The 20705-nt window shown below is 46.1% G+C and carries 15 protein-coding genes; 2 read left to right on the top strand and 13 right to left on the bottom strand.

Annotated features, from left to right (window positions below; genetic code table 11):
• Nucleotides 1–40: 40 nt before the first annotated feature.
• Nucleotides 41–928, top strand: coding sequence for a UTP--glucose-1-phosphate uridylyltransferase GalU (gene galU / locus U1I11_RS19235; RefSeq protein WP_322907744.1), 888 nt, complete (start codon nucleotides 41–43; stop codon nucleotides 926–928).
• A gap of 680 nt (nucleotides 929–1608) precedes the next feature.
• On the opposite strand, the gene pdxR is transcribed toward galU, so the two are convergent.
• Complete coding sequence (gene pdxR, locus U1I11_RS19230; protein ID WP_322907743.1) at nucleotides 1609–3015, bottom strand: MocR-like pyridoxine biosynthesis transcription factor PdxR; 1407 nt, start codon at nucleotides 3013–3015, stop codon at nucleotides 1609–1611.
• Between the two features lie 124 nt (nucleotides 3016–3139).
• On the opposite strand from pdxR, the gene U1I11_RS19225 reads away from it, so the two are divergent.
• Entirely contained in the window at nucleotides 3140–4102 is a 963-nt protein-coding gene (locus tag U1I11_RS19225; protein ID WP_322907742.1) for a DMT family transporter, read from the top strand.
• 75 nt (nucleotides 4103–4177) lie between these two features.
• On the opposite strand, the gene U1I11_RS19220 is transcribed toward U1I11_RS19225, so the two are convergent.
• The 12 genes from U1I11_RS19220 to U1I11_RS19165 form a co-directional block, all read right to left on the bottom strand.
• Complete coding sequence (locus tag U1I11_RS19220; protein WP_322907741.1) at nucleotides 4178–5272, bottom strand: threonine aldolase family protein; 1095 nt, start codon at nucleotides 5270–5272, stop codon at nucleotides 4178–4180.
• Nucleotides 5273–5697: 425 nt separating this feature from the next.
• Nucleotides 5698–6036 carry a cytochrome o ubiquinol oxidase subunit IV gene (cyoD, locus tag U1I11_RS19215; protein WP_322907740.1) on the bottom strand — a complete coding sequence of 113 codons (339 nt, stop codon included), beginning with the start codon at nucleotides 6034–6036 and terminating at the stop codon, nucleotides 5698–5700.
• Nucleotide 6037: 1 nt separating this feature from the next.
• On the bottom strand, nucleotides 6038–6658 hold the full coding sequence (gene cyoC, locus U1I11_RS19210) for a cytochrome o ubiquinol oxidase subunit III (protein ID WP_322907739.1): 621 nt from the start codon (nucleotides 6656–6658) through the stop codon (nucleotides 6038–6040).
• On the bottom strand, nucleotides 6658–8634 hold the full coding sequence (locus U1I11_RS19205; RefSeq protein WP_322907738.1) for a cbb3-type cytochrome c oxidase subunit I: 1977 nt from the start codon (nucleotides 8632–8634) through the stop codon (nucleotides 6658–6660). Before U1I11_RS19205 ends, cyoC begins: the two co-directional genes overlap by 1 nt.
• Before the next feature lie 190 nt (nucleotides 8635–8824).
• Nucleotides 8825–9760 (bottom strand): cytochrome aa3 quinol oxidase subunit II, encoded by a 936-nt coding sequence (gene qoxA / locus U1I11_RS19200; protein WP_322907737.1) that lies wholly within the window; start codon nucleotides 9758–9760, stop codon nucleotides 8825–8827.
• A 310-nt stretch (nucleotides 9761–10070) separates the two neighbouring features.
• Nucleotides 10071–10343 carry a hypothetical protein gene (locus U1I11_RS19195; protein ID WP_322907736.1) on the bottom strand — a complete coding sequence of 91 codons (273 nt, stop codon included), beginning with the start codon at nucleotides 10341–10343 and terminating at the stop codon, nucleotides 10071–10073.
• A gap of 183 nt (nucleotides 10344–10526) precedes the next feature.
• On the bottom strand, nucleotides 10527–11873 hold the full coding sequence (locus U1I11_RS19190; protein ID WP_322907735.1) for a GH1 family beta-glucosidase: 1347 nt from the start codon (nucleotides 11871–11873) through the stop codon (nucleotides 10527–10529).
• A gap of 717 nt (nucleotides 11874–12590) precedes the next feature.
• Nucleotides 12591–14282: an ABC transporter substrate-binding protein gene (locus tag U1I11_RS19185; protein WP_322907734.1), complete on the bottom strand. Its 1692-nt coding sequence runs from the start codon at nucleotides 14280–14282 to the stop codon at nucleotides 12591–12593.
• 210 nt (nucleotides 14283–14492) lie between these two features.
• Nucleotides 14493–15395: a carbohydrate ABC transporter permease gene (locus U1I11_RS19180; RefSeq protein WP_322907733.1), complete on the bottom strand. Its 903-nt coding sequence runs from the start codon at nucleotides 15393–15395 to the stop codon at nucleotides 14493–14495.
• Nucleotides 15396–15489: 94 nt separating this feature from the next.
• Nucleotides 15490–16470 carry an ABC transporter permease gene (locus U1I11_RS19175; RefSeq protein WP_322907732.1) on the bottom strand — a complete coding sequence of 327 codons (981 nt, stop codon included), beginning with the start codon at nucleotides 16468–16470 and terminating at the stop codon, nucleotides 15490–15492.
• 653 nt (nucleotides 16471–17123) lie between these two features.
• The gene (locus tag U1I11_RS19170; protein WP_322907731.1) at nucleotides 17124–18677 is read right to left on the bottom strand and encodes a response regulator transcription factor; all 1554 of its coding nucleotides are present in this window, start codon (nucleotides 18675–18677) and stop codon (nucleotides 17124–17126) included.
• 41 nt (nucleotides 18678–18718) lie between these two features.
• Entirely contained in the window at nucleotides 18719–20527 is a 1809-nt protein-coding gene (locus tag U1I11_RS19165) for a sensor histidine kinase (protein WP_322907730.1), read from the bottom strand.
• Nucleotides 20528–20705 lie beyond the last annotated feature (178 nt).

Genomic DNA, 20705 nt, shown 5'->3' with positions numbered 1-20705 from the left:
TGCACACTTTATCACTCTGCCAAACAAGGAGGCATTTTCCATGAAAGTACGTAAAGCGATTATTCCGGCTGCCGGTCTCGGTACACGACTATTGCCCGCGACCAAAGCCCAGCCTAAGGAAATGCTTCCGATCGTCGACAAACCTGCGATTCAGTATATTATCGAAGAAGCCGTTGCTAGCGGGATCGAATCGATCCTAATCGTAACCGGACGTGGCAAACGTTCGATTGAAGATCATTTTGACCATTCGGTTGAATTGGAGTCAGAACTGGCTGCCAAAGGCAAAACAACATTGCTAGAGCAAGTCAATCATATTTCCGAGATGGCAGACATTCATTATATTCGTCAAAAAAAACCGCTTGGCTTAGGACATGCGATTTTATGTGCACGGCAATTTGTCGGTAATGAGCCTTTCGCTGTACTGCTCGGAGATGACCTAATCGTCAATGAGCAACAACCCGGACTAAAGCAGCTTATTAATCAACATGTATCACCGTCTACCGCGATTATCGGTGTACAGCATGTCCCTTATGCAGAAACGAACAAATACGGAATCGTCGCACCAGCCAGCATGCCGGATGATCCGCATTCGCTCATTACGCTGAGCGGAATCGTTGAAAAACCCGATATTGCTGACGCGCCATCCGATCTCGCCGTTATCGGTCGTTATGTGTTGCCTGCGGAAATTTTCGATATTTTGGAACATACATTGCCTGGCAAAGGTGGCGAAATCCAGCTAACCGATGCGATTTCACGCTTGCCGCATCTGACTGCGTTGGAAATTCAAGGCAAGCGTTATGATATCGGTGATCCGCTTGGCTACGTCAAGTCTACGATTGAATTTGCCTTGAATCGTCCAGAGCTGCGCGGGGAGATTGAGCAGTATTTGGATGAACTGTACAATCGTTTTCGTACTGCTATAAAATAAATAACAAATAAACAAATAACTACATCGTTTAGGATCGGATGCGAAAAAGCCTGCACTTCACCCTGTGCAGGCTTTTTCGCATATTCCAATGACAAGTTTGAGCTATTTTCGCTTTGGATCGACTTCCTCTTATGAAGCAGACAACGGTATCGCATCTTAAGCTCACTTGTACTGTACTCTATCAAACTGCGCATTTCATACAGTCAACATACTAGTAGGCTGTCTCAAGTGGAAATTGTGTTTGAACGTACCTTAACCGATTCATCATCAAGCAATGGTTAGATCGACAAACTGTAAATGTATTTGATACAAGCTACTAGTAGGATGTCTCAAATTAAAATTGTGTTTAAACGTCCCTAAATCGATTCAGCACCAAGCGATTGTTGGATTGACAAACTATAAATGTACTTGAGACAAGCTACTAGTAGCTTGACCGAGATTAATTTGAGTGTTCAATCTGTTTTAAGGTCGCATGGATCAGCATTTCAGTACACAATCCAAATTAACATTTAACTTGGTCAAGGTACTAGCATGTTAATAAACGCCGTACGACGCCTGCTTCTCTCAAACTTAGCTCATCCAGCACATTGTTATGTGTATCCAATCATTATATATGTTTTTATCATGATCTGCCTTTATCACGATCTGTCCTGATCAGCCCTTATCATTACAGACATAGCTTAAAGCCGATCGTTCTCTTTCCTGATCAAACGCCCTAATGCGCCAATACCCGCAATAATCTGCTCTTGCTGCAAATGACCATAACCAATCAGCAATTTATCGCGATGTTCTCCCTGTTCCAGGCAATAGTCGGAAGCGAGCTTTAAGCGTATTCCTTGCTTATGACATCGCTGGAGAAAATTATCGTGCAGCTGCAATCCCGGTAGCTCAATCGCAGTATGCAGACCGGAAGCATCTCCCCATACGATCGTATCAACAGGAAAGTTAGCGTCGATCGCTGCCAGTAATGCGTTTCTTTTCTCTCGATAGATACGCCGCATCCGCTGAATATGTCGATCCAGTTTACGCTGCTGTACAAAATGATGCAGGGCTACTTGTTCCATAACTGGATTTTGCACATCCAGATATTTACGATTTTCCTGCCATAGAGCATGTAACGGTTGCGGCAGGATGACAAATCCGATACGTAATGCTGGAAAAAGCGTCTTGCTGAATGTGCCGACATAAATCACTTTTGACCGATCCATACTGTACAACGGACTAACCGGAGAACCGGTATAACGAAATTCACTATCATAATCATCTTCAATAATATAAAAATGCTGACTGCGTGCCATTCGGATCAATTCGGCACGACGTACGGCAGGCAGGATAACACCGAGCGGGAATTGATGCGATGGGGTAACATATACCGCCGATAGCGCATGCTGGTGGAGGGCTGCCACATTCGCCCCCTGTGCATCAACAGGCATCCATACGAGCGGAATATGATTATTTTCAACGATCTGGCGAATAGCTGGGTGAGAGGGGCTTTCCAGAGCGAAGGCTTTGCCTTCCTGTTGCAAAATATGAACAAGCAGTTGGAAAGCTTGTGTAGCTCCTGAAGTAATAAAAATATTAGCCGGGTTGACCTCCATACTCCGGCTCCGCAACAACCAGTCAGCAATCTGCTCGCATAATGGCTCGTAGCCTTTATTATCGCTATAGGCTAACAGATTCGGCGATATGGCGAGCGCTGCCTGCTGCAAATCTTGACGCCAGCTGTACCACGGAAAAGCATCCAAATCAGGTTGCCCGGTTTTGAAGTCCCAGCGGACAGACTGTTGTTCATTTCGTTTATTGTCGCGCTTATGTGCAGCATGATCGATGTGTTTCTCCAGCGTTAATCCGGAAGCTACACGCGTGGTTGCTCCCTGCCGCCGAATAATAAAGCCTTCAATATCCAGCATATCATACGCTTCACAAACCGTATTGCGTGCCACCCCGAGTTCGCGTGCCAATTCGCGGGTAGACGGTAGAGCTTCACCTGCCAACATTTTGCCACCTAGAATCGCTTGCTGAAAGGATAGAAAAATCTGTCGTGCAAGCGCAATCTGACTTTCGTGCTGTAGCTGGATGCCCCACATCGATAATCCCCCCTTTTCAACTGGTATAGCCAAAATAATACCATACTGGCTCTTACACTCGTCCAGTTGTCTTTTTATAATGTGATCCATACCTATTCTATAATGATCGCAAAGGGGATTTGTAATGCAGCAACTCAAAGGAAAAATCTATTTACTGATCGCGTTCACGCTTGCTGGTACGTCTGTCGTTACAAGCTCTATTCTGTCCGTACGGCTGCACTTGTTCACTATTACAGCGGTAGCACTGGGCATCTTGCTGCTATGTATGACTCCCTTTTATGGCAAACAGATGCTCCGAACGATACGGCATATGGATCGAAATGACTGGTTGATGCTGATCTTACAGGCATTGATTGGCATGTTTGTATTCCGTATCTGTTTGTTGCTTGGTGTTAGCCGTACGAGCACGATGGAAGCTGGCATATTAAGCGGCACAACACCAATGATTACAGCTATACTCGCTTTTTTCGTATTAAAAGAAGCATTGACCATCAAAAATGTAATTGGAATCGGATGTACTGTCACAGGTATCGTACTGTTGCAAAACACAGGCTCCAACAGCTGGATACCGTCCATAGAGCATATCTGGGGCAATATGTTCATTCTCGGTGCGGCTGCCAGCGAGTCCCTATTTAATATTATTTCCCGCCAACAGCGCCTTGCTCACCAACGATCTTCTGCCGCCGATATTCATCCGATGGTACAGGTGTTTATCGTTTCCGCGATTACTTTCGGTTTCTGCCTGATTCCGTTTTTGCTGGAGCAACCTGTCGCAACGCTACCGCTCATCGGCTGGAATGAATGGTTAGGCTTGATCTGGTACGGGCTTGTCATCACCGGTCTTTCTTTTTTCTTTTTTTATAAAGGTGTTGCCTGCTGCAATGCGTACACGATTGCTGCTTTTTCGGGTATGATGCCGCTCACTTCGGTGTTGTTGTCACTGTTGATCTTGAAGGAACAGGCTAGTTATGTACAGAGTGTGGGAGGTATCTTAATTATTGTTAGTGTACTTTTAATCGCTGATACGAGGCGGAAAGCGGAGACGTCTCCGCCTCCCGAGAAGGAATTTTCTTCCAATATGCACTGATGTATTGGTCAGAGGCATACAGCAATCGATTTATGAGGAAATCATATTAACACTCCTGAATCTTTCTCATTACGCTCAGTTTGCAAGTTGCTGATCCAGCCATTTCATAGCTTCATACAACTGCTCTTGCGGCACGAGAGCATACTTATCACCGATAGTACATTCAAAGCTACAGCTACCGTTGTGATCAACTACATAAGATGTGATTCCGATATCGTATCGTTGAGCCAGGTTTCGTAATACATAGGTGGTGACCTCAATCGGTTGATCGATGTGGACATGGAACATATTCGATACTGGAACTGCGGGTAAGGTATGGATATGAGCGCAGCCATTGAACAGGGCAGCCAGTTCTTTTGCTTGTTCGTAATATTCATCCATCTTCCCGACACGTTGCTCATAATAATATTTGGAGCTTAAAATATACGGATACAGTCCGATCAGATTACCGCCGTGCCGATGCTTCCACACTTTCGCTTCTTGCATGACGTCTTGCTCACCAGCAAGGATCGCTCCGGCAATACCACCGATACCTTTGTAAAAGGAAATATAGACGGTATCGAACAGGCTGCATATTTGTGCAGCTGTTTTGCCATAGTACGGTGTAATCTCAAATAAACGCGCTCCATCCAGATGCAGTCGAATACCCTGCTCACGACAATAGTTGGCAATCGCCTCCAATTGTTCAACGGATGGTAACTGTCCGCCGATCTCGCGCTGCGGCAGCTCTAACAGCAGGCAAGAGATGTCTTCTTTTATACTCGTTACATCTTCCAACCCCGTAACACGATCTTGATCGCCAATGAGGATCGACTCGATATGATGCAGTTCTTTTAATGCATTCTGCTCATGCAGCTCTAGATGGGATAATGGATGGTAGGCGACACGTTTAACGCCATTACGATCACACCAAATTCGCAGTGCTATCTGCTGTGCCATCGTGCCACTCGGGAAAAAGACCGCGGCTGGCTTGCCCAATACTTCAGCCATTTGCTGCTGAAATTGCTCGATTAATTCGCCCTGACCATAATGGTCACTGCCTGTCGTTCCATCCACACTCTCAAACGCTTCCTTTAGCATATCGATATTACGTGGTCCATTGCCATTCACTCGAAAGGTCGCACCGGCAAAAGCATCTGCTAATGTAAGTGTATTGGTGTTATCGTCCATTGCTGTTCACTCCTATTCTATGCGCGTTGTGGTTCTATTATATTCGAAATCGTATCTCATCCGCATCCATCTCCGTCATGCTTTACTTCACCAAGGATCATCAAACTCGGTAATGAACAATATAACGATAATCAATAGATAAAGAAATCCGAGCTAACAAACACCGAAGAAATTCAGACTCATTTCTTCCTTCATCCTGGCTTATATTCCAATTCCATCGTTCGCTCCAGAGGCAATTATTCGTTTTAGGTATGATGATCCATTCTATATATGATTATTCGCTTTAGGTGTAATGATTCGCTCTCTATATAACTATCCACTTTCCGGGCGATCATCTATTACATAAGCAACTATTCATACAAAAAAGCCCTCCCGGTTACCCGGAAGGGCTTTATTATACAGACAATATGCCTGCAATCAACAACTTAGTAGCCTACACCATTGTACGTCATAATCCAGATCGAACCGGATACGACGACCAGTACAATCGCCAGACCGAAAATCAATGCCATAACGTTCCAACGAGGCTGGTTGCCTTGACGGTCACGTACGTGCATGAAGAAGAATAGCTGAACGACGAACTGCAAAATCGCTGTGATCATAATGACCAGAATCGTCGGGACTTCCGACAGCATATGGTTCAATACAACAACGAGCGGAATGATCGTCAGCACAATCGACAGGATAAAACCGATAATGTAAGACTTTAGTGAGCCGTGTGCATGTTCTTCATGTCCATGTGAATGATCGGAATGGTTCGCCATCTTACATCACCCCCATCAGATAGACGACCGACAAGAGGAAAATCCAGACGGCGTCCAAAAAGTGCCAGTACAAGCTGATCACATTGACTTTACCACGTGTTACATCGGTAATGCCTTTGCGTGCCAACTGAATCATAATGAGCAGCATCCAGCCGAGACCCATCGATACGTGAAGTCCGTGCGTACCGACAAGTGTAAAGAACGAAGTTGCAAATGCGCTAGTACCGTAGTTAAAGCCTTCATGTACCAGTTTAATAAACTCGTCAACTTCCAGGAAAATAAACGTTGCACCGAGCACCCAAGTAACGATCAACCAGCCGATCAGCTGTTTCACTTTACCAGCGTTCATTGCCAGTACAGCGAGACCGCTCGTAAAGCTCGATGTCAACAGGACAAACGTTTCAGCGATAACACCTGGCATTTCGAAAATATCGGCTGCTGTCGGGCCACCTGCTGTATTGTGGTGCAATACAACATACGTAGCAAACAGCGTACCGAACAAAATAACGTCCGTGATCAGAAAAATCCAGAAGCCAAGCATTTTCAGTTCTTGCGGATCATGGTGGCCGTGATCATGACCATGTGCATGATCATGACCGTGCTGTGATACGGCTTGTGCCATTAAAGTGTCCCCCTTAATGAAGCCTCAGTCTTTTCTACTTCCTCGGCAGGGATGTAGAAGCCCTCGTCATCATTCATGGAACGGGCTGCCAGACATGCAAGTACGCCGGCGAGTCCAAGCACTCCCATCCACACCCAGTGGAAGGTAAAGCCAAAGCCCGCAATGAAGAAGAAAGTAGAAAATACAATCGGGATACCCGAGTTACTAGGCATATGAATTGGTTCGTATTTTGGCTTGGCATCCTTTTGCGGAAGCTTGCCAGCAGCACGACGCTGCTTTTCAACCCATAATGGGTCTCTGCTGTCCACTACCGGAGTAATGGCAAAGTTGTATTCTGGAGCCGGAGACGGGATCGTCCATTCCAATGTGTGAGCATCCCAGATGTCGCCGGTAGTGTCTTTTTCACGATATTTAAAGCTGTAAGCAATTTGTACCGCCTGCAAAATGAAGGCAATCCCCATTAGGTACGCACCAACCGTCGATACAACGTTCAGTGGGCCCCAGCCGGTATCCCAGTCAAATGTACTTACACGACGAGTCATACCCATCAGACCGAGCAAGTATTGCGGCATGAAACATACGTAGAAACCGATGTTCCAGAACCAGAATGACCATCTGCCCAGCGTTTCGTTCAGCTTGAAGCCGAACATTTTTGGCCACCAGTAGTACATGCCGGCAAAGTAACCGAACACGACCCCACCGATCAGAACTTGGTGGAAGTGGGCAATCAGGAAGTAACTGTTATGGTATTGGAAGTCAGCAGGCGCAACCGCGAGCAGAACCCCTGTCATACCACCGACGATAAACGCCGGAATAAACGCTACTGTCCATAGCATCGGCAGATCGAAGCGAATGCGACCGCGATACATCGTAAACAGCCAGTTAAAGATTTTAACCCCGGTCGGGATCGCAATCAACATCGTTGATAAAGCGAAGAAGGCGTTAACGTCCGCCCCGGAACCCATCGTGAAGAAATGGTGAGCCCATGTGAAGAAGGAAACAAACGCGATAATCATCATCGCAAATACCATCGAGGTGTAACCGAACAGCTTTTTGCGTGAGAACACGCTGACGACTTCGGAGAAAATACCGAATGCCGGCAAAATAACGATATATACCTCTGGGTGACCCCACATCCAGATGAGGTTAATATACATCATCGGATTACCGCCACCGTCAAGGGTGAAGAAGTGCCCGCCCCCGAAACGGTCGAGGAACAGCAAAGCAAGTGTAACTGTCAAAATTGGGAATGCAAAAATGATGATAACGCAAGTTGCAAATACCGACCATGTGAACATTGGCAGCTTCATCATCGTCAGACCTGGTGAACGCATTTTGATAATCGTTACCAAGAAGTTAATACCTGTGGCAAGGGAACCAATACCGGAAATCTGGATACCCCAGATGTAAAAGTTCTGCCCTGGTCCAGGGTTAAATTGCAGCTCGGACAGCGGTGGATAGCTGAGCCAACCGGCATCCGGCGAACCGCCGATAACGAAGGAGAGGTTGAACAACATTGCGCCCAAGAAGAACAGCCAGAAGCTAAGCGAGTTCAAATAAGGGAACGCAACGTCACGCGCACCGATTTGTAACGGTACAACGACGTTAAACAAACCGAACATAAAGGGCATCGCCATAAACAGGATCATAACGACACCGTGTGTAGTAAATACCTGGTTATAATGTTCCGGATGCAGGAATTCAAAATTCGGAATCGCTAATTGCGTCCGCATCATGAGCGCATCGACACCGCCACGGAACATCATAATAATCGCAGCCAAAATGTACATGATACCGATTTTTTTGTGGTCAACCGTAGTCAACCAGTTGCGCCAGAGCCATTTCCACTTTTTGAAGTAGGTCAATCCGGCAACGATCGCAATCGTTACCAATCCAATGGATACGTCTGCACCGTAAATCAACGGATCGCCAGTAACAAAAAACTCGGATGCAAACTGTTTAATATTTTCAAGCATCGTTGAGCTCCTTTCACTTTCTTTGTCCATGCCCGGCGTATCGCCCGCATGTATGGAGGCATTGCATGAATACCATTGGAATACAGCACCGAACGCCGGGCACAAAAGCTCTCCCGACGCGCTGCTTATTTACGCGGACGCATGCGGCGCATATCGTCCGTACAACATAACGTCACTTCAACCAACCGTCTTAAATGCCTTGATCTCGCATTGCAGGTGTCGTGTGTACCGGTTTACGGTGTTCAGACAAACCGCCAGGCAAATACTGGGTTACGATTTTTTGGAACAATCCTTCAGGGAAGGAGGAGAAATATTGCTTGTCCGCTGTACCCGGTGTTGCGATGGACTCATACGTATCCAGCGTCATCGGCTGGGACTCGGTTTTCACCTTTTTCACCCATGCTTCATAATCGGATTCAGTTACGGCATTGACATCAAAGTTCATATCACCAAAATGCTCACCGCTAAAGTTGGCGCCTGAACCGTAGTATGTGCCTGTATGATCTGCTTGTAAATACAAATTCATCGCCATACCGGACATCGTATAAATTTGTCCACCGAGCTGCGGAATCCAGAAGGAGTTCATCGGAGCATCGGAAGTCAGTTCAAAGCGAATTGGACGATCTTCCGGAATCGTTAGCGTATTCACTGTAGCGACTCCTTCTTCCGGATAGAAAAACGCCCATTTCCAATCCAACGAAATGGCTTGAATGACGATAGGTGGTTTGTCAGACTTAATAGCTACGGAAGGCTCGAGTGCGTACGTATACCGAACGGTTACGATACCGAGTACGGCGATGACGACAATCGGAATGCCCCACCAGATCGATTCCAACACATTGCTGTGATTGAAATCCGGATCGTACTTAGCCTTTCTGCCCGGTTTGTCACGATATCTCCATACAATAACGAAGGTCAGTATGGTTGTCGGTACAATAACAATCGCGGTCAGAATCGTCGAAATGATAATGACATCGCGTTGTCCTTCTGCGATTGGTCCTTTCGGATTAAGAACAGCATAATTGCTAGAACCAGCAACTAGCGCCCAAACCGTCAGAGCCAGCGACAACACAGTCACAACCAGAACAACCCAGAACATAAGGCGCGAACCTGGTTTTTTGCTCATCTTGATCCCCTTTCTCACTTAACGCTTATGACGTTCATAATGTTGAAACCACACATTCCTATGTTAACACTAAGTGTCCTATTTGCGTATCCATAGAAGGTGTAAATTTCGATTTTTTTTGGCTTGTTAACAAATCTGTCAATTTATCAGCAAGCAGAAGTGAATGTTTTCACATTATTTAAAGATTAACATATATTTACTTCGTAAAAAAGCCCCTTTAAGAATAATTCTTAAAGGAGCCTTAATTTTAAAATTCAAGCTGGACAGCTATGTTTGCCTATGACAAATCGCATGGACAGTCAGGAAAATACTAGTCGTCCTTAATGCCATCTTTCCCTTCGTCACTGCGCGCCTGCATTGAGCCAAGCCATTTGGCTAAAGAATAAATAAAGGCAAATGCAGCCAAACAGCCGACACCGATCATCAAACCGAGATTGTTATCATTGAATGGTTGCAGATTAAGCACGATAAGCAAAATACCGGCAGCACAGCTTAGCCATGCGACAACAGTTAACATTTTGCTAAGTCCATATGTGTTTTGTGCCGAGCTTTTCTCGCTCGGTCCTCTGGATTTGGTAGCCACGGAATCCACTCCCCTTTCCCGGATAGTCGTATTACTGCTATGTCTGCCTGAATCGGTTCATCGTTTGAGCCGGCGTACCAAGCAGAAGTGCCATACGACTTATTACCACAAAAGGAAGCTTTTGATTCGCAATGCTTCATTTATATTTTGCCTTATCGTTTGCCTGCTCCGGTTGATACCGAATTAGCGCGTCTCCATCCAGTTGTTACGCACCACATTTTGATACCAGTAAAAGCTTTCTTTTGGTGTACGCACTTGGGTACGGAAATCAACATGGATCAGCCCAAAGCGCATGCGGTAACCTTCCGCCCATTCAAAATTGTCCATCAACGACCATGCCATATAACCTTTTAACTGGATGCCATCATTAATTACACGATGCACCTGAGCGATATGCTGCTGCAAATAACTAATCCGTACCGTATCGTTTACGATGCCGTTTTGCACACCATCATTAATGCACGCCCCGTTCTCGGTAATGTAAATATCGATATTGCCGTATTTTTGCAAATAATGGATCACATCATATAATCCGGTCGAATCGATCGGCCAGCCGATATCGGTTTTGAACAAGCCCATATCGATCGGTTCGCTGTGCAAATAACCGGCTTTCGGGTTGTACCGATTTACGGTCGGATGATAGTAGTTAATGCCGATCAGATCGATCGGCTGGGCGATGATGTCCATATCGCCTGCCTGCACCGGCGGGGTAGCGCCTGCTGCTTTGAACCAATCGTACAATGATTGCGGATAGCTTCCTTTATACACCGGATCAAGGAACCAGTCGGCATACACTTCGATGTTGCGATTGCAAGCTGCACGATCCGCTTCGCTTTTGCTGTACGGCACCGCCCAGGCAACATTGGGCGCAATGCCGATTTGACCGTCTGTCGGGCTAATTTGACGGAACAGCTTAACCGCATGTCCGTGCGCCACGAGCAAATTATGCCCTACATTGAGCGCAATTTGCAAATCGGTATTGCCAGGCGCATGCTTACCTTCCAAATTGGACAAAAAGGCGATACACCACGGCTCGTTAAATGTGAGCCACAATTTGATTTTGGCGCTAAATTCACGGAACATCACTTCGGCATATTTCACAAACGCATCGATCGTACGGCGATTTTCCCAGCCGCCATCATCTTGCAGCGTCTGCGGCAAATCCCAATGATACAGCGTGCAAAATGGCTCAATGCCCGCTTCCAGCAGCTTGTCCACAAACCGATGGTAAAAGTCGATCCCTTCGCGATTGATCTCACCATCTCCATCCGGAATAATACGCGGCCAAGCGATCGAGAAGCGGTACGTATCGATGCCAAGTTGCTTCATTAGCGCGATATCTTCTTCATACCGATGATAGCTGTCTGTGGCGATATTGCCGTTATGCCCGTCATATACATTGCCAGGTGTATGCGCAAATGTATCCCAGATCGACAAGCCACGCCCACCTTCCTCATACGCACCTTCAATCTGATATGAAGCGGTAGCTGTACCCCAGCGAAAATGTTGCGGAAATTGAAAAATAGTCATATGTATAGCCTCCCAAAATAGATGAGTATGTGAATGATACAACATACCAACGTATACGCTTACATCATAGTGTATACACTAGCGTCATAACAGGCTGTAACTTATGTTTCTATGTACGGGAAATTAGGGATTTGTATAGGGTTAGTCTGTTATGTCGGTCTAATTATGCTTTTAAGATCAGTGGAGCATGCAGTAGCTAGTGATAGTCTCCTTCTAATTGCAGGTAGATGTATCCCCTAATCGCTTGAGTATAAACGAGTTCAGATGCATGTTAATTGTATGTTGGATCGAGACTATGTACTTATGTGTTGACCGTGATTCATTTGAATTGTACAGCGACTTCGCTTCCTTCTTCATAACGACCTAAACAAGCACTCAAAGTCGGTATTAAAAAGTAGTCAACATACTCGTACTCGTCGACTAGTACGCTGTCTCAAATAAAAATCAGGTTCACACATACCTAAACGTATTCATTGTCAAGCAATTATGAACTAGGCATACCGTAAATATATTTGAGACAATTTACTAGGCTGCTATCGCTTTCCGCTTTTATTCGTCTAGTTATTGTAGATAGCAGAAAAGGAGCGCTGTTACGCGCGCCCCCTTTGTGCTTGGCTTGTATTGCTTTTGCTTACTCGTTTTTGCTTCATCTTCGTTTCTACTGCTCTTTCACCGGCGATGATGCGATCCATCATCAACAGTAATTCCCGGGAAATATTACTTCGTTGTACTCGATTTACTCCACAACTCCACTGTATTTTTGATCAATTCCGAATAACTTGCTTCCATCTTCTTCATCTCATCTGTATTCAGCTCGGCAACCATCTGATCATAAATACCATCAAATTGATCCGGTTTCGCCAAAATCGCTTCCGGCACCCGTTTGCGCACGATATCCTGTGATTTCTGGTACGCGACCGTATAACTTGGATCATCCGGTGAAGGCAAATTGTAAGCAGCACCCCACGCTTTAATCGGGAAATCTTCTTTTGGTGGGAATAGGTCTTTCCATGTGGTCGCACCGTACGCTTTAAGCGCATCTTTCTCCGGCTGGGTATAACTTGCCAAAATTTGCTCAGGGAAGTTCGTTGTGTAGTAGTTGCCGCCGGAATCTTTCACTCCATCCCCATAATGGACGGAGAAATAGTACATACCGATCCCGCTTTCTTTCGTAAAGTTGGTGTTATCATTAATTTTGCGATCTTGAATAGCTTGCGGAATGACGCGTTTGCCGTCTTTCACTTCATAATGTTTGCCTTCGATGCCCCAGTTGTTCAGCACTTGTGCTTCATCGGAAGCCATCCAGTCGAGGAATTTAATAATCCGAATCGGGTCTTTGGCGGATGTCGTAATGCCGATGCCATAACCGACCGGTGGGCCGATATCTTGGAAGGAGCGGTCTTTGGTGGAATCATCCAATTGTAGTGGATAATGTCCATACGTACGCTCTGGCATGCCGGATGTTTTGAGCGAGTTTTCGGCTTGCTGATAGTCCCAATCTTGGTCGATCAGACCGAGCACACGACCGCTGGCAATTTTGGACAAATACTGATCATTTTTCTGTGTAAATGTTTCCGGGTCAAGCAGACCTTCATTATACATATGGTTCAGCCAGCGGAAATATTCTTTTTCCTCTGGACGTTTATAATGCAGCTCGGCTTGATATGTTTCTGGATTAATGTAAAATTCACCATCATCCGGTGCGCCTGTTGCTAGGAAAGCAGGATTCGTGACAGTGATCATAATTTTCCAGTCATCCGCATTTAATGTCAGCGGAATCGTCGGTTGTCCATTGATCGTCGGGTGCTTCGCTTTGTATTCTTTTAGTACATTTTCAAAGTCTTTCACCGTTTTGATTTTCGGATAGCCAAGCTCTTTCATGACTTGGTGCTGAATTTCAAAGCCACCGCCCGCATCAAACTTCGTCTCGCCTACACCGGCATTAGTTGGCAGCACATAGATCGACGGGTCTTCTTTACTGTATTGCAGACGGGACAGATCATTGCCATATACTTTTTTAATATTCGGGCCATATTTGTTAATCAGATCGGTCAAATCAATCAATGCGCCAGCTTCAACCAGCTTTGTGATCGAGCCTTTTGGGAAAATAGTATCTGGATATTCGCCGGAAGCAGTCATCAGGGCGATCTTCTGCGTACCGCCGCCGCTCACATCGTACTCGGCATTAATCGTTACATTTGTCGCTTTCGTAATTGCTTGTCCGACATCATCCTTCATATTGTTCCATGTCGGATTCGCATCCGAGCCGAAGAAGGAAATTGTAATGGGTGTGGATACGTCCGATGTTTCCGTTTGCGCCGGATCACTGCTGCCTCCGCAAGCAGTTGCTGTTGCAAGTGAGACAACCGACAACGGGATCATAATGCATTTCAACCATTTACTAGCCATTCAAAAGCCCCCTTTGATTTCAGTGGTTGCACTCCATCTCTATATGCTAAGGCGACAGTATCGCCACATAGCTGTTGGATACGGTTACACATAGCTACTTGTTACGGTACGATCATACTCGGTATGTTTGTGCTTGATGCAGTTACATTGATTGCGCTCCACCCCTATACCGTCTCGCTTCCAATTGAGCTTATGCTATTGCGGTTTGGCTTACGCTTTCACCGCGCCTAATGTCATCCCGCTGACAAAATACTTTTGCAGAAACGGATACACGATCAGAATCGGCACCGTTACTACGATCGTAATCGCCATCCGAATCGATTCCGGCGAGATGCTCGCCATCTGTCTTGCCATATCATTCGCATTGACTGCACCGCTTTGCTGTGTGCTCTGCTGCAACACTTTCATTAGCTCATACTGCAATGTCGTCCATTGCGGCGCACTAGCATTGTACAAATACGTATCAAACCATGCATTCCACTGCCCTACCGCCAAAAACAGCGCAATCGTCGCTAATACCGGCTTACAGAGCGGCAAAATAACACGCCAGTAAATCGTAAAATCATTCGCACCATCCAGTTTGGCAGATTCCTGCAACGCATACGGCAAACCATCAATAAAGGAGCGGATAATAAACACATTGAATGCGCTTACAACACCAGGCAACACATACACCCAGAAGCTATTGATCATGCCGAGATCACGAATGAGCAGAAACGTTGGCACCAGCCCGGCAGTCACATACATCGTCAGCGCCAAAAAGACCGAGATAAAACGTCGTGCTTGAAAATCGACCCGGCTTAACGTAAACGCAAGCATCGATGCGCTCAACAAACCGAGCAATGTGCCGACGATCGTACGTAGCACCGAAATTTGCGCACCTTGCAACAATCCCTGATATTGGAAGATAACAGAATAGTTTTCCAGTGTAAAGGCACGTGGAATAATATGAATGCCGCCGCGTACCGTATCGGATGATTCATTTAGCGAGATCGCCAGTACATTCAAGAACGGATACAATGTCACAATCAACACGAGTGACATTAAAATCGTATTGCACACATCGAATATTTTATCGCCTCGGGTTGCGTTAAACGCTTTATTGGCTGCCATACGTAATCTCCCCTTTCAATCGAATCGGTGCCGCTATCCTGCTACTGCATACTTGTACAGCGAGCAGCAGCGGGGCAGCGATATGAGCGGCAAGCTACATAATGCTCTCTTTGGTCGTTTTCTTGAAAATGCCATTCGCCGTGAACAGCAATAAAATACTAATTACCGAGTTAAAAATACTGATCGCCGTACCGTAGGAGTACCGGTTCATTTCCAGCCCGTATTTCAGTGCATACAGATCAAGCACTTGTGAATAATCGGTCACAAGATTGTTGCCGAGCAAAAACTGCTTTTCAAATCCGATGCTGACTAGGTGACCGATCGACATAATGAGCAAGACGATAATCGTTGTCCGCATCCCTGGTAGTGTAATATGCCACATTTGCCGGAAACGGTTTGCCCCATCGACTTTGGACGCTTCATACTGCTCCTGATCGATACCGGTAATCGCCGCCAAATAAATAATCGTATTCCAACCCATCTCTTTCCACACATCGGAAGCGGTTACAATTCCCCAGAACCATTTCCCTTGTGCCATAAATTGAATCGGCTGATCGATAATGTGTAGCGATACTAGCAATTCGTTAATAATTCCACCGTCCGTTGACAATGATTTGGTTACGATCCCAGCCACAACGACCCATGATACAAAGTGTGGCAAATACGAAACGGTCTGCACCGTCCGTTTGAACATCATGCCACGCACTTCATTGAGCAAAATCGCAAACACAACCGGGAAAATAAAGCCAAAGATCAAGCCGAGAAAGCTCATCGCCAGTGTATTACGCAGTGCCAGGTAAAACTGCTGATCCTGAAACAATGTAATAAACTGGTCCAATCCGACCCATTTCTGCTCGAAAAACGAGCGTGCCGGACGAAACTCCTGAAAAGCCATCAACCAGCCCCATAACGGTACATAGCTAAATATAAATGCCCAGATGACAAACGGAACCGACATCAGATACAGAAACTTTTGCTGCTTAAACACTTTCCAGAAACCGCCTGTTTTAAGCTGACGGGCAGTAGCTAGCTCGTCCCGTTTGCGGGAAGAAGTCTGCTTCGTTGTTGAATCCATCGTCTCATCCACCTTCCTAATAATCGGCTTCATCCTTGCCGGATCAGGCTCTATACACCTGCCACGCATCTGTGTGGATTACATACTGAAATTATAAAAGAAAGCGCTTACTGTTAATACCTGACAAATTGTATGTAAAATCATATAAAAATTAGACATCTTCGCCACAGCACCGCTCATCACTACAAATAAACGGATATGCGCTGTCCATTTCCAACTGCCCGCTGTCTTTGTTCATACAAAAAACCTGCTCTCCATAAGGAAAGCAGGCTGCATACTATTTATTGGATGCCGTCATAACGTACTGTTCGCTTTAAGTGTAGGGCAAGCCGATGTATAGCAGCATGAACTACGCTATACAGGAATAAGGAACATTTATCTGCCAGCTGCAAAGTAAGCACATAAATCAATTTCCGCACGCAAAGCTGCACCATCTTGGGCTAATACTATTATGTTCAGCGCTATCGCGTTTGAATATGACCAACATAACAGATGATCTTCTCGGTCATTTATCCGTCATTTGATTGCCAGGTGATATGTGCTTCGCGTCTATCCGATATTGGCGCAAGCTCTATTGCTGCTCGTTATGAATGGCTGTACGGCTTGCTTTGCTAACAGCACCAACAGCTGCGTCCGTAACCGTTGGCAAGTTTTTAGCCTTGCTCGCCGCGCTCGATTTGCTCACGGTACGCCGAAGGCGAAACGCCGGTATACTTTTTAAATTTGCTATGAAAATAATCGACATTCGCGTATCCGACCAACGATGCCACCTTATGCACTTTCATCCCTTGCGCCAGTAACTGTTTCGCCCGATCAAGCCGCACCCCATCCAGAAAATGATTGAACGATTCGCCGGTGTACGTTTTAAACATTTTGCCAAGATAAGCGCTATTGTAGTTAAACACCTCGGCAAGCAGCTCTAGCTTCAGATTATCGCTATAATGACGACGAATAAAGTCGGTCATCTGCTTCATCACCGATTCGTGACTCACACCGTTGATCGATTGCAACAATCGTTCCAACCCGCATAGCATTAACCGAACCATCTCGGTAGCCGCCGGTGCCGAATACAGTTCCGGTATAAGGGCGAGACATTGCTGCACTGCCGGGCCGGAACCGGACACACTGCCTGGGAGCCGACTGAGTGCCAATGACAGCACATGGGAGGACAGGCTTTTCGTATCGCGTTCAGCCATTCCGGCAGCATGACAGGCGGTGATCAGATCGGACAATACACGTTCAGCCGCTTCCAAACTGCGAATATCGACCGCATAATACAATCGATCTGCCCATTCATTCGCCTGTGGCGTAGCTAAGATAGATTGCTGCCTTGCTACCTCTACTTGCTGCTGTTTGCTGCCAGCAAGCGCCAGCCCATTTGCACCAAACCAAAAGCGTTGCGCTAGCAAATCAGCTGCCTCTGCATAGCTATGACGAATCTGTTCCAGCTCATCGACTTCAGTTCCTGCGGCAACATACCATATTTCCGCTGCTGAACAATGAGCAAGTAGCCGCTCGCGCAGCTCACCTAGCTCACGTTGCCCATACGGACGACCGGTCAACAGCCCGATATAACTGCCTGCACGAAAAATGATATGCCGCTGCTCCGACGTCCACCAGCTACGCAACTGCTCCAGCTCGCTGCTCCAGCCATCGGCAGGATCGCCCTTGCCAACATATTGTTCCAGCAGCAGTACTTGATAAGAGGACCAATCGAGCGCCAACGCTTGCAACGCGCGTTCCTGCTCCTTGCCTGAGCTGCTGAGCAGCATCTGCTCGATCAGTTCATGCTCATGTACAGGCTGCTGACGCTGTACAGCGAGATGCTGTGCCTGTTGTAGCGATTCATACACACGCACGAGCTCGCGCTCCATCTCTACCTCGTCGACTGGCTTTAACAAATAGCCATCGACCCCATAACCAAGCGCACGGCGCGCATATTCAAAATCCGCATGCCCACTCAAAATAAGCACATGCGTCCGGCTATGCTGACGGCGAAGCTGCTCGATCACCTCCAGACCGTTCATGCCGGGCATACGAATATCCATGATCATCAGGTCAGGCTGAATGCGTTCCAACTTTTGCAGCGCTTCGCGACCATTCGCCGCCGCATCGACCACTTCAAATCCGATCCGATCCCAATCGATAATCGTCTTCAACCCTTCTCTGATCGCTGGCTCGTCATCGACAATCATTACCTTAAACATGATGCTCCCCCTTCATTGTCTATTCGATGTCTATTTTGTATTCACTCGATCGACTGCTCGACTGTAGCGGCGTGCAATGGGGCAAACGGAATTTTGAACGAAATTTGCGTACCACCGCCTGGCGTGCTGGCAATGTGCAGCCCGTAAGCAAGCCCATAAGATAGCGTTAACCGCTGGTGTACATTTTTCAGTCCGATGCGGTCGCCTTCACGATCTGTATGCAGCGATGCTCGCACTTGCTGAAGCCGTTCCGTGCTCATGCCGATCCCGTTATCGATCACATCGATCATGACCTCTTGCTCGATGCGCAACGTACGAATAATGATCAAACCGCCACCTTCCTTGCTTTCCATACCGTGTACGATCGCATTTTCGACTAATGGCTGAATGATCAACGGTGGAATGGAAGTGTGTGCTGTTTGTGGATCAAGCAGCAGCTCATAGCCAAGTCGAGCGCCAAAACGGAACTTTTGAATTTCCAAATAAGAACGAACAAGTTCCATCTCACCTTCGATCGTCGTATGCTTGTTGCCAATCTCCAAATTGTTACGAATGAGCTTGCCGAGCAAACGCACAATATAAGCGATCTCCTTCTCCCCGTTCACATGCGCTTTCATACGAATCGATTCCAACGCATTAAACAGAAAATGCGGATTCATCTGGCTTGCCAGCATTTTAAAATTAATTTCCCGCTGGCTAATCTCCAATCTTGTATTGCGCTCATTCGATTCATACACTTGATCCATTAGCTGACGAATGTTAAGCACCATATCATTAAAGCGACGGGAAAGCTGTCCGATTTCATCCATGCCACCGATATTGGACGACACTTTTAAATCTCCAGTTCCCAATTTATTCATTTGTCTGCTTAAATTTGACAAACGACGTGTAATCAATAGAGAGATCATCTGTAAAAATACAAGTCCAATTAGCAAAATGGCAACGAGCATCCCCGTACCGATCAAAATTATCCGATTGGAATCGCGCACGATGCTGTTATTGGAAAAGACAGAAATGATCTTTAGTCCATTGGCACTGCTCTCCGGAATCAGCTCATCAACAACGATGTTGGATAGCTGTCCATTCACCTCATGTTCGTAAATGCCTGGCTCGACTGATGGATCAATGTCAAGATCGATATCCGGATCATCCAGTCGTTTGCCGATTAATTCCGTATTTTTGGCGGATACGATATTGCCTTTGTCATCTAGAATCATCGTCTCAAACGGTTCGGCACTAATCAATGAATTTAAATACGATTGACTCAGCTCAATCACCAACACTCCGCTAGTCGTATAATCGGTAAAATTAACCTTCCGTACGAGGCTAAGCACTTTGATCGGGCTAATCTGATCGTCGCTACGGTAAAACCAGTTAATGACGCGGCTGTTCATCGCCGCTTTGTACCAATTGCTGCTGCGAATGTCGGAAGTGACCCGCATAAATTCCAGATTGTCCTGAATCGTATCATTTGTCGTATAAAAGCGAATAGCCGATACCTCGGAATAAAGGCGTTGGTATTCGTCGAATTCCTGATAATTGCGATACGCTTCTACCAGATCGTATACACGGTCATAACGGGTATTGACGACATGACTAAGACGGGTATCAAACAACAGCTCATTCGAAATGTTCGTCGGCACCCGTAACATCGTAGTTAGCTGATTTTTGATTCGCTCCACATTGTTGGTCGTTTGTTCAATCGCACTGTCCAGTGCATCCTGGCGCAAATAATTGACTACCACGCCGCCGATCACAAGCACAGGCAACATCACCACAAAAATATAGGCGATAATCAGCTTGTTTTTTATTTTAATATCGTTAATGCGTTGGATGAACAACTGCCACATTGGCTTACCGCTCTCCCTCATTAAGCTGTAATACACTGCCTGTATCGATCATCAATCATAACTGTACGGTACGTTTTTTAAATCAGCCTTTAAAATATGAAACGCTTACAAAAACGCATCTGGAAATATACTGTATCATAACATCATGGCAAAGAAAAAGACTGTCTGCAAGCGACAG

The organism is Paenibacillus campi (genome assembly GCF_034659835.1).
GTDB lineage: Bacteria > Bacillota > Bacilli > Paenibacillales > Paenibacillaceae > Saccharibacillus > Saccharibacillus campi.
The sequence above is the reverse complement of the archived record's forward strand: the minus strand, read 5'-3'. Positions and strand labels throughout refer to the sequence as shown.

What these genes read in the sequence shown, in the direction of transcription:
- U1I11_RS19165 (WP_322907730.1), bottom strand. Translation starts at nt 20,527, where the DNA reads ATGTGGCAGTTGTTCATCCAACGCATTAACGATATTAAAATAAAAAAC.
- galU (WP_322907744.1), top strand. Translation starts at nt 41, where the DNA reads ATGAAAGTACGTAAAGCGATTATTCCGGCTGCCGGTCTCGGTACACGA.
- cyoD (WP_322907740.1), bottom strand. Translation starts at nt 6,036, where the DNA reads ATGGCGAACCATTCCGATCATTCACATGGACATGAAGAACATGCACAC.
- U1I11_RS19180 (WP_322907733.1), bottom strand. Translation starts at nt 15,395, where the DNA reads ATGGCAGCCAATAAAGCGTTTAACGCAACCCGAGGCGATAAAATATTC.
- U1I11_RS19220 (WP_322907741.1), bottom strand. Translation starts at nt 5,272, where the DNA reads ATGGACGATAACACCAATACACTTACATTAGCAGATGCTTTTGCCGGT.
- U1I11_RS19205 (WP_322907738.1), bottom strand. Translation starts at nt 8,634, where the DNA reads ATGCTTGAAAATATTAAACAGTTTGCATCCGAGTTTTTTGTTACTGGC.
- cyoC (WP_322907739.1), bottom strand. Translation starts at nt 6,658, where the DNA reads ATGGCACAAGCCGTATCACAGCACGGTCATGATCATGCACATGGTCAT.
- U1I11_RS19170 (WP_322907731.1), bottom strand. Translation starts at nt 18,677, where the DNA reads ATGTTTAAGGTAATGATTGTCGATGACGAGCCAGCGATCAGAGAAGGG.
- U1I11_RS19190 (WP_322907735.1), bottom strand. Translation starts at nt 11,873, where the DNA reads ATGACTATTTTTCAATTTCCGCAACATTTTCGCTGGGGTACAGCTACC.
- qoxA (WP_322907737.1), bottom strand. Translation starts at nt 9,760, where the DNA reads ATGAGCAAAAAACCAGGTTCGCGCCTTATGTTCTGGGTTGTTCTGGTT.
- U1I11_RS19175 (WP_322907732.1), bottom strand. Translation starts at nt 16,470, where the DNA reads ATGGATTCAACAACGAAGCAGACTTCTTCCCGCAAACGGGACGAGCTA.
- U1I11_RS19185 (WP_322907734.1), bottom strand. Translation starts at nt 14,282, where the DNA reads ATGGCTAGTAAATGGTTGAAATGCATTATGATCCCGTTGTCGGTTGTC.
- pdxR (WP_322907743.1), bottom strand. Translation starts at nt 3,015, where the DNA reads ATGTGGGGCATCCAGCTACAGCACGAAAGTCAGATTGCGCTTGCACGA.
- U1I11_RS19225 (WP_322907742.1), top strand. Translation starts at nt 3,140, where the DNA reads ATGCAGCAACTCAAAGGAAAAATCTATTTACTGATCGCGTTCACGCTT.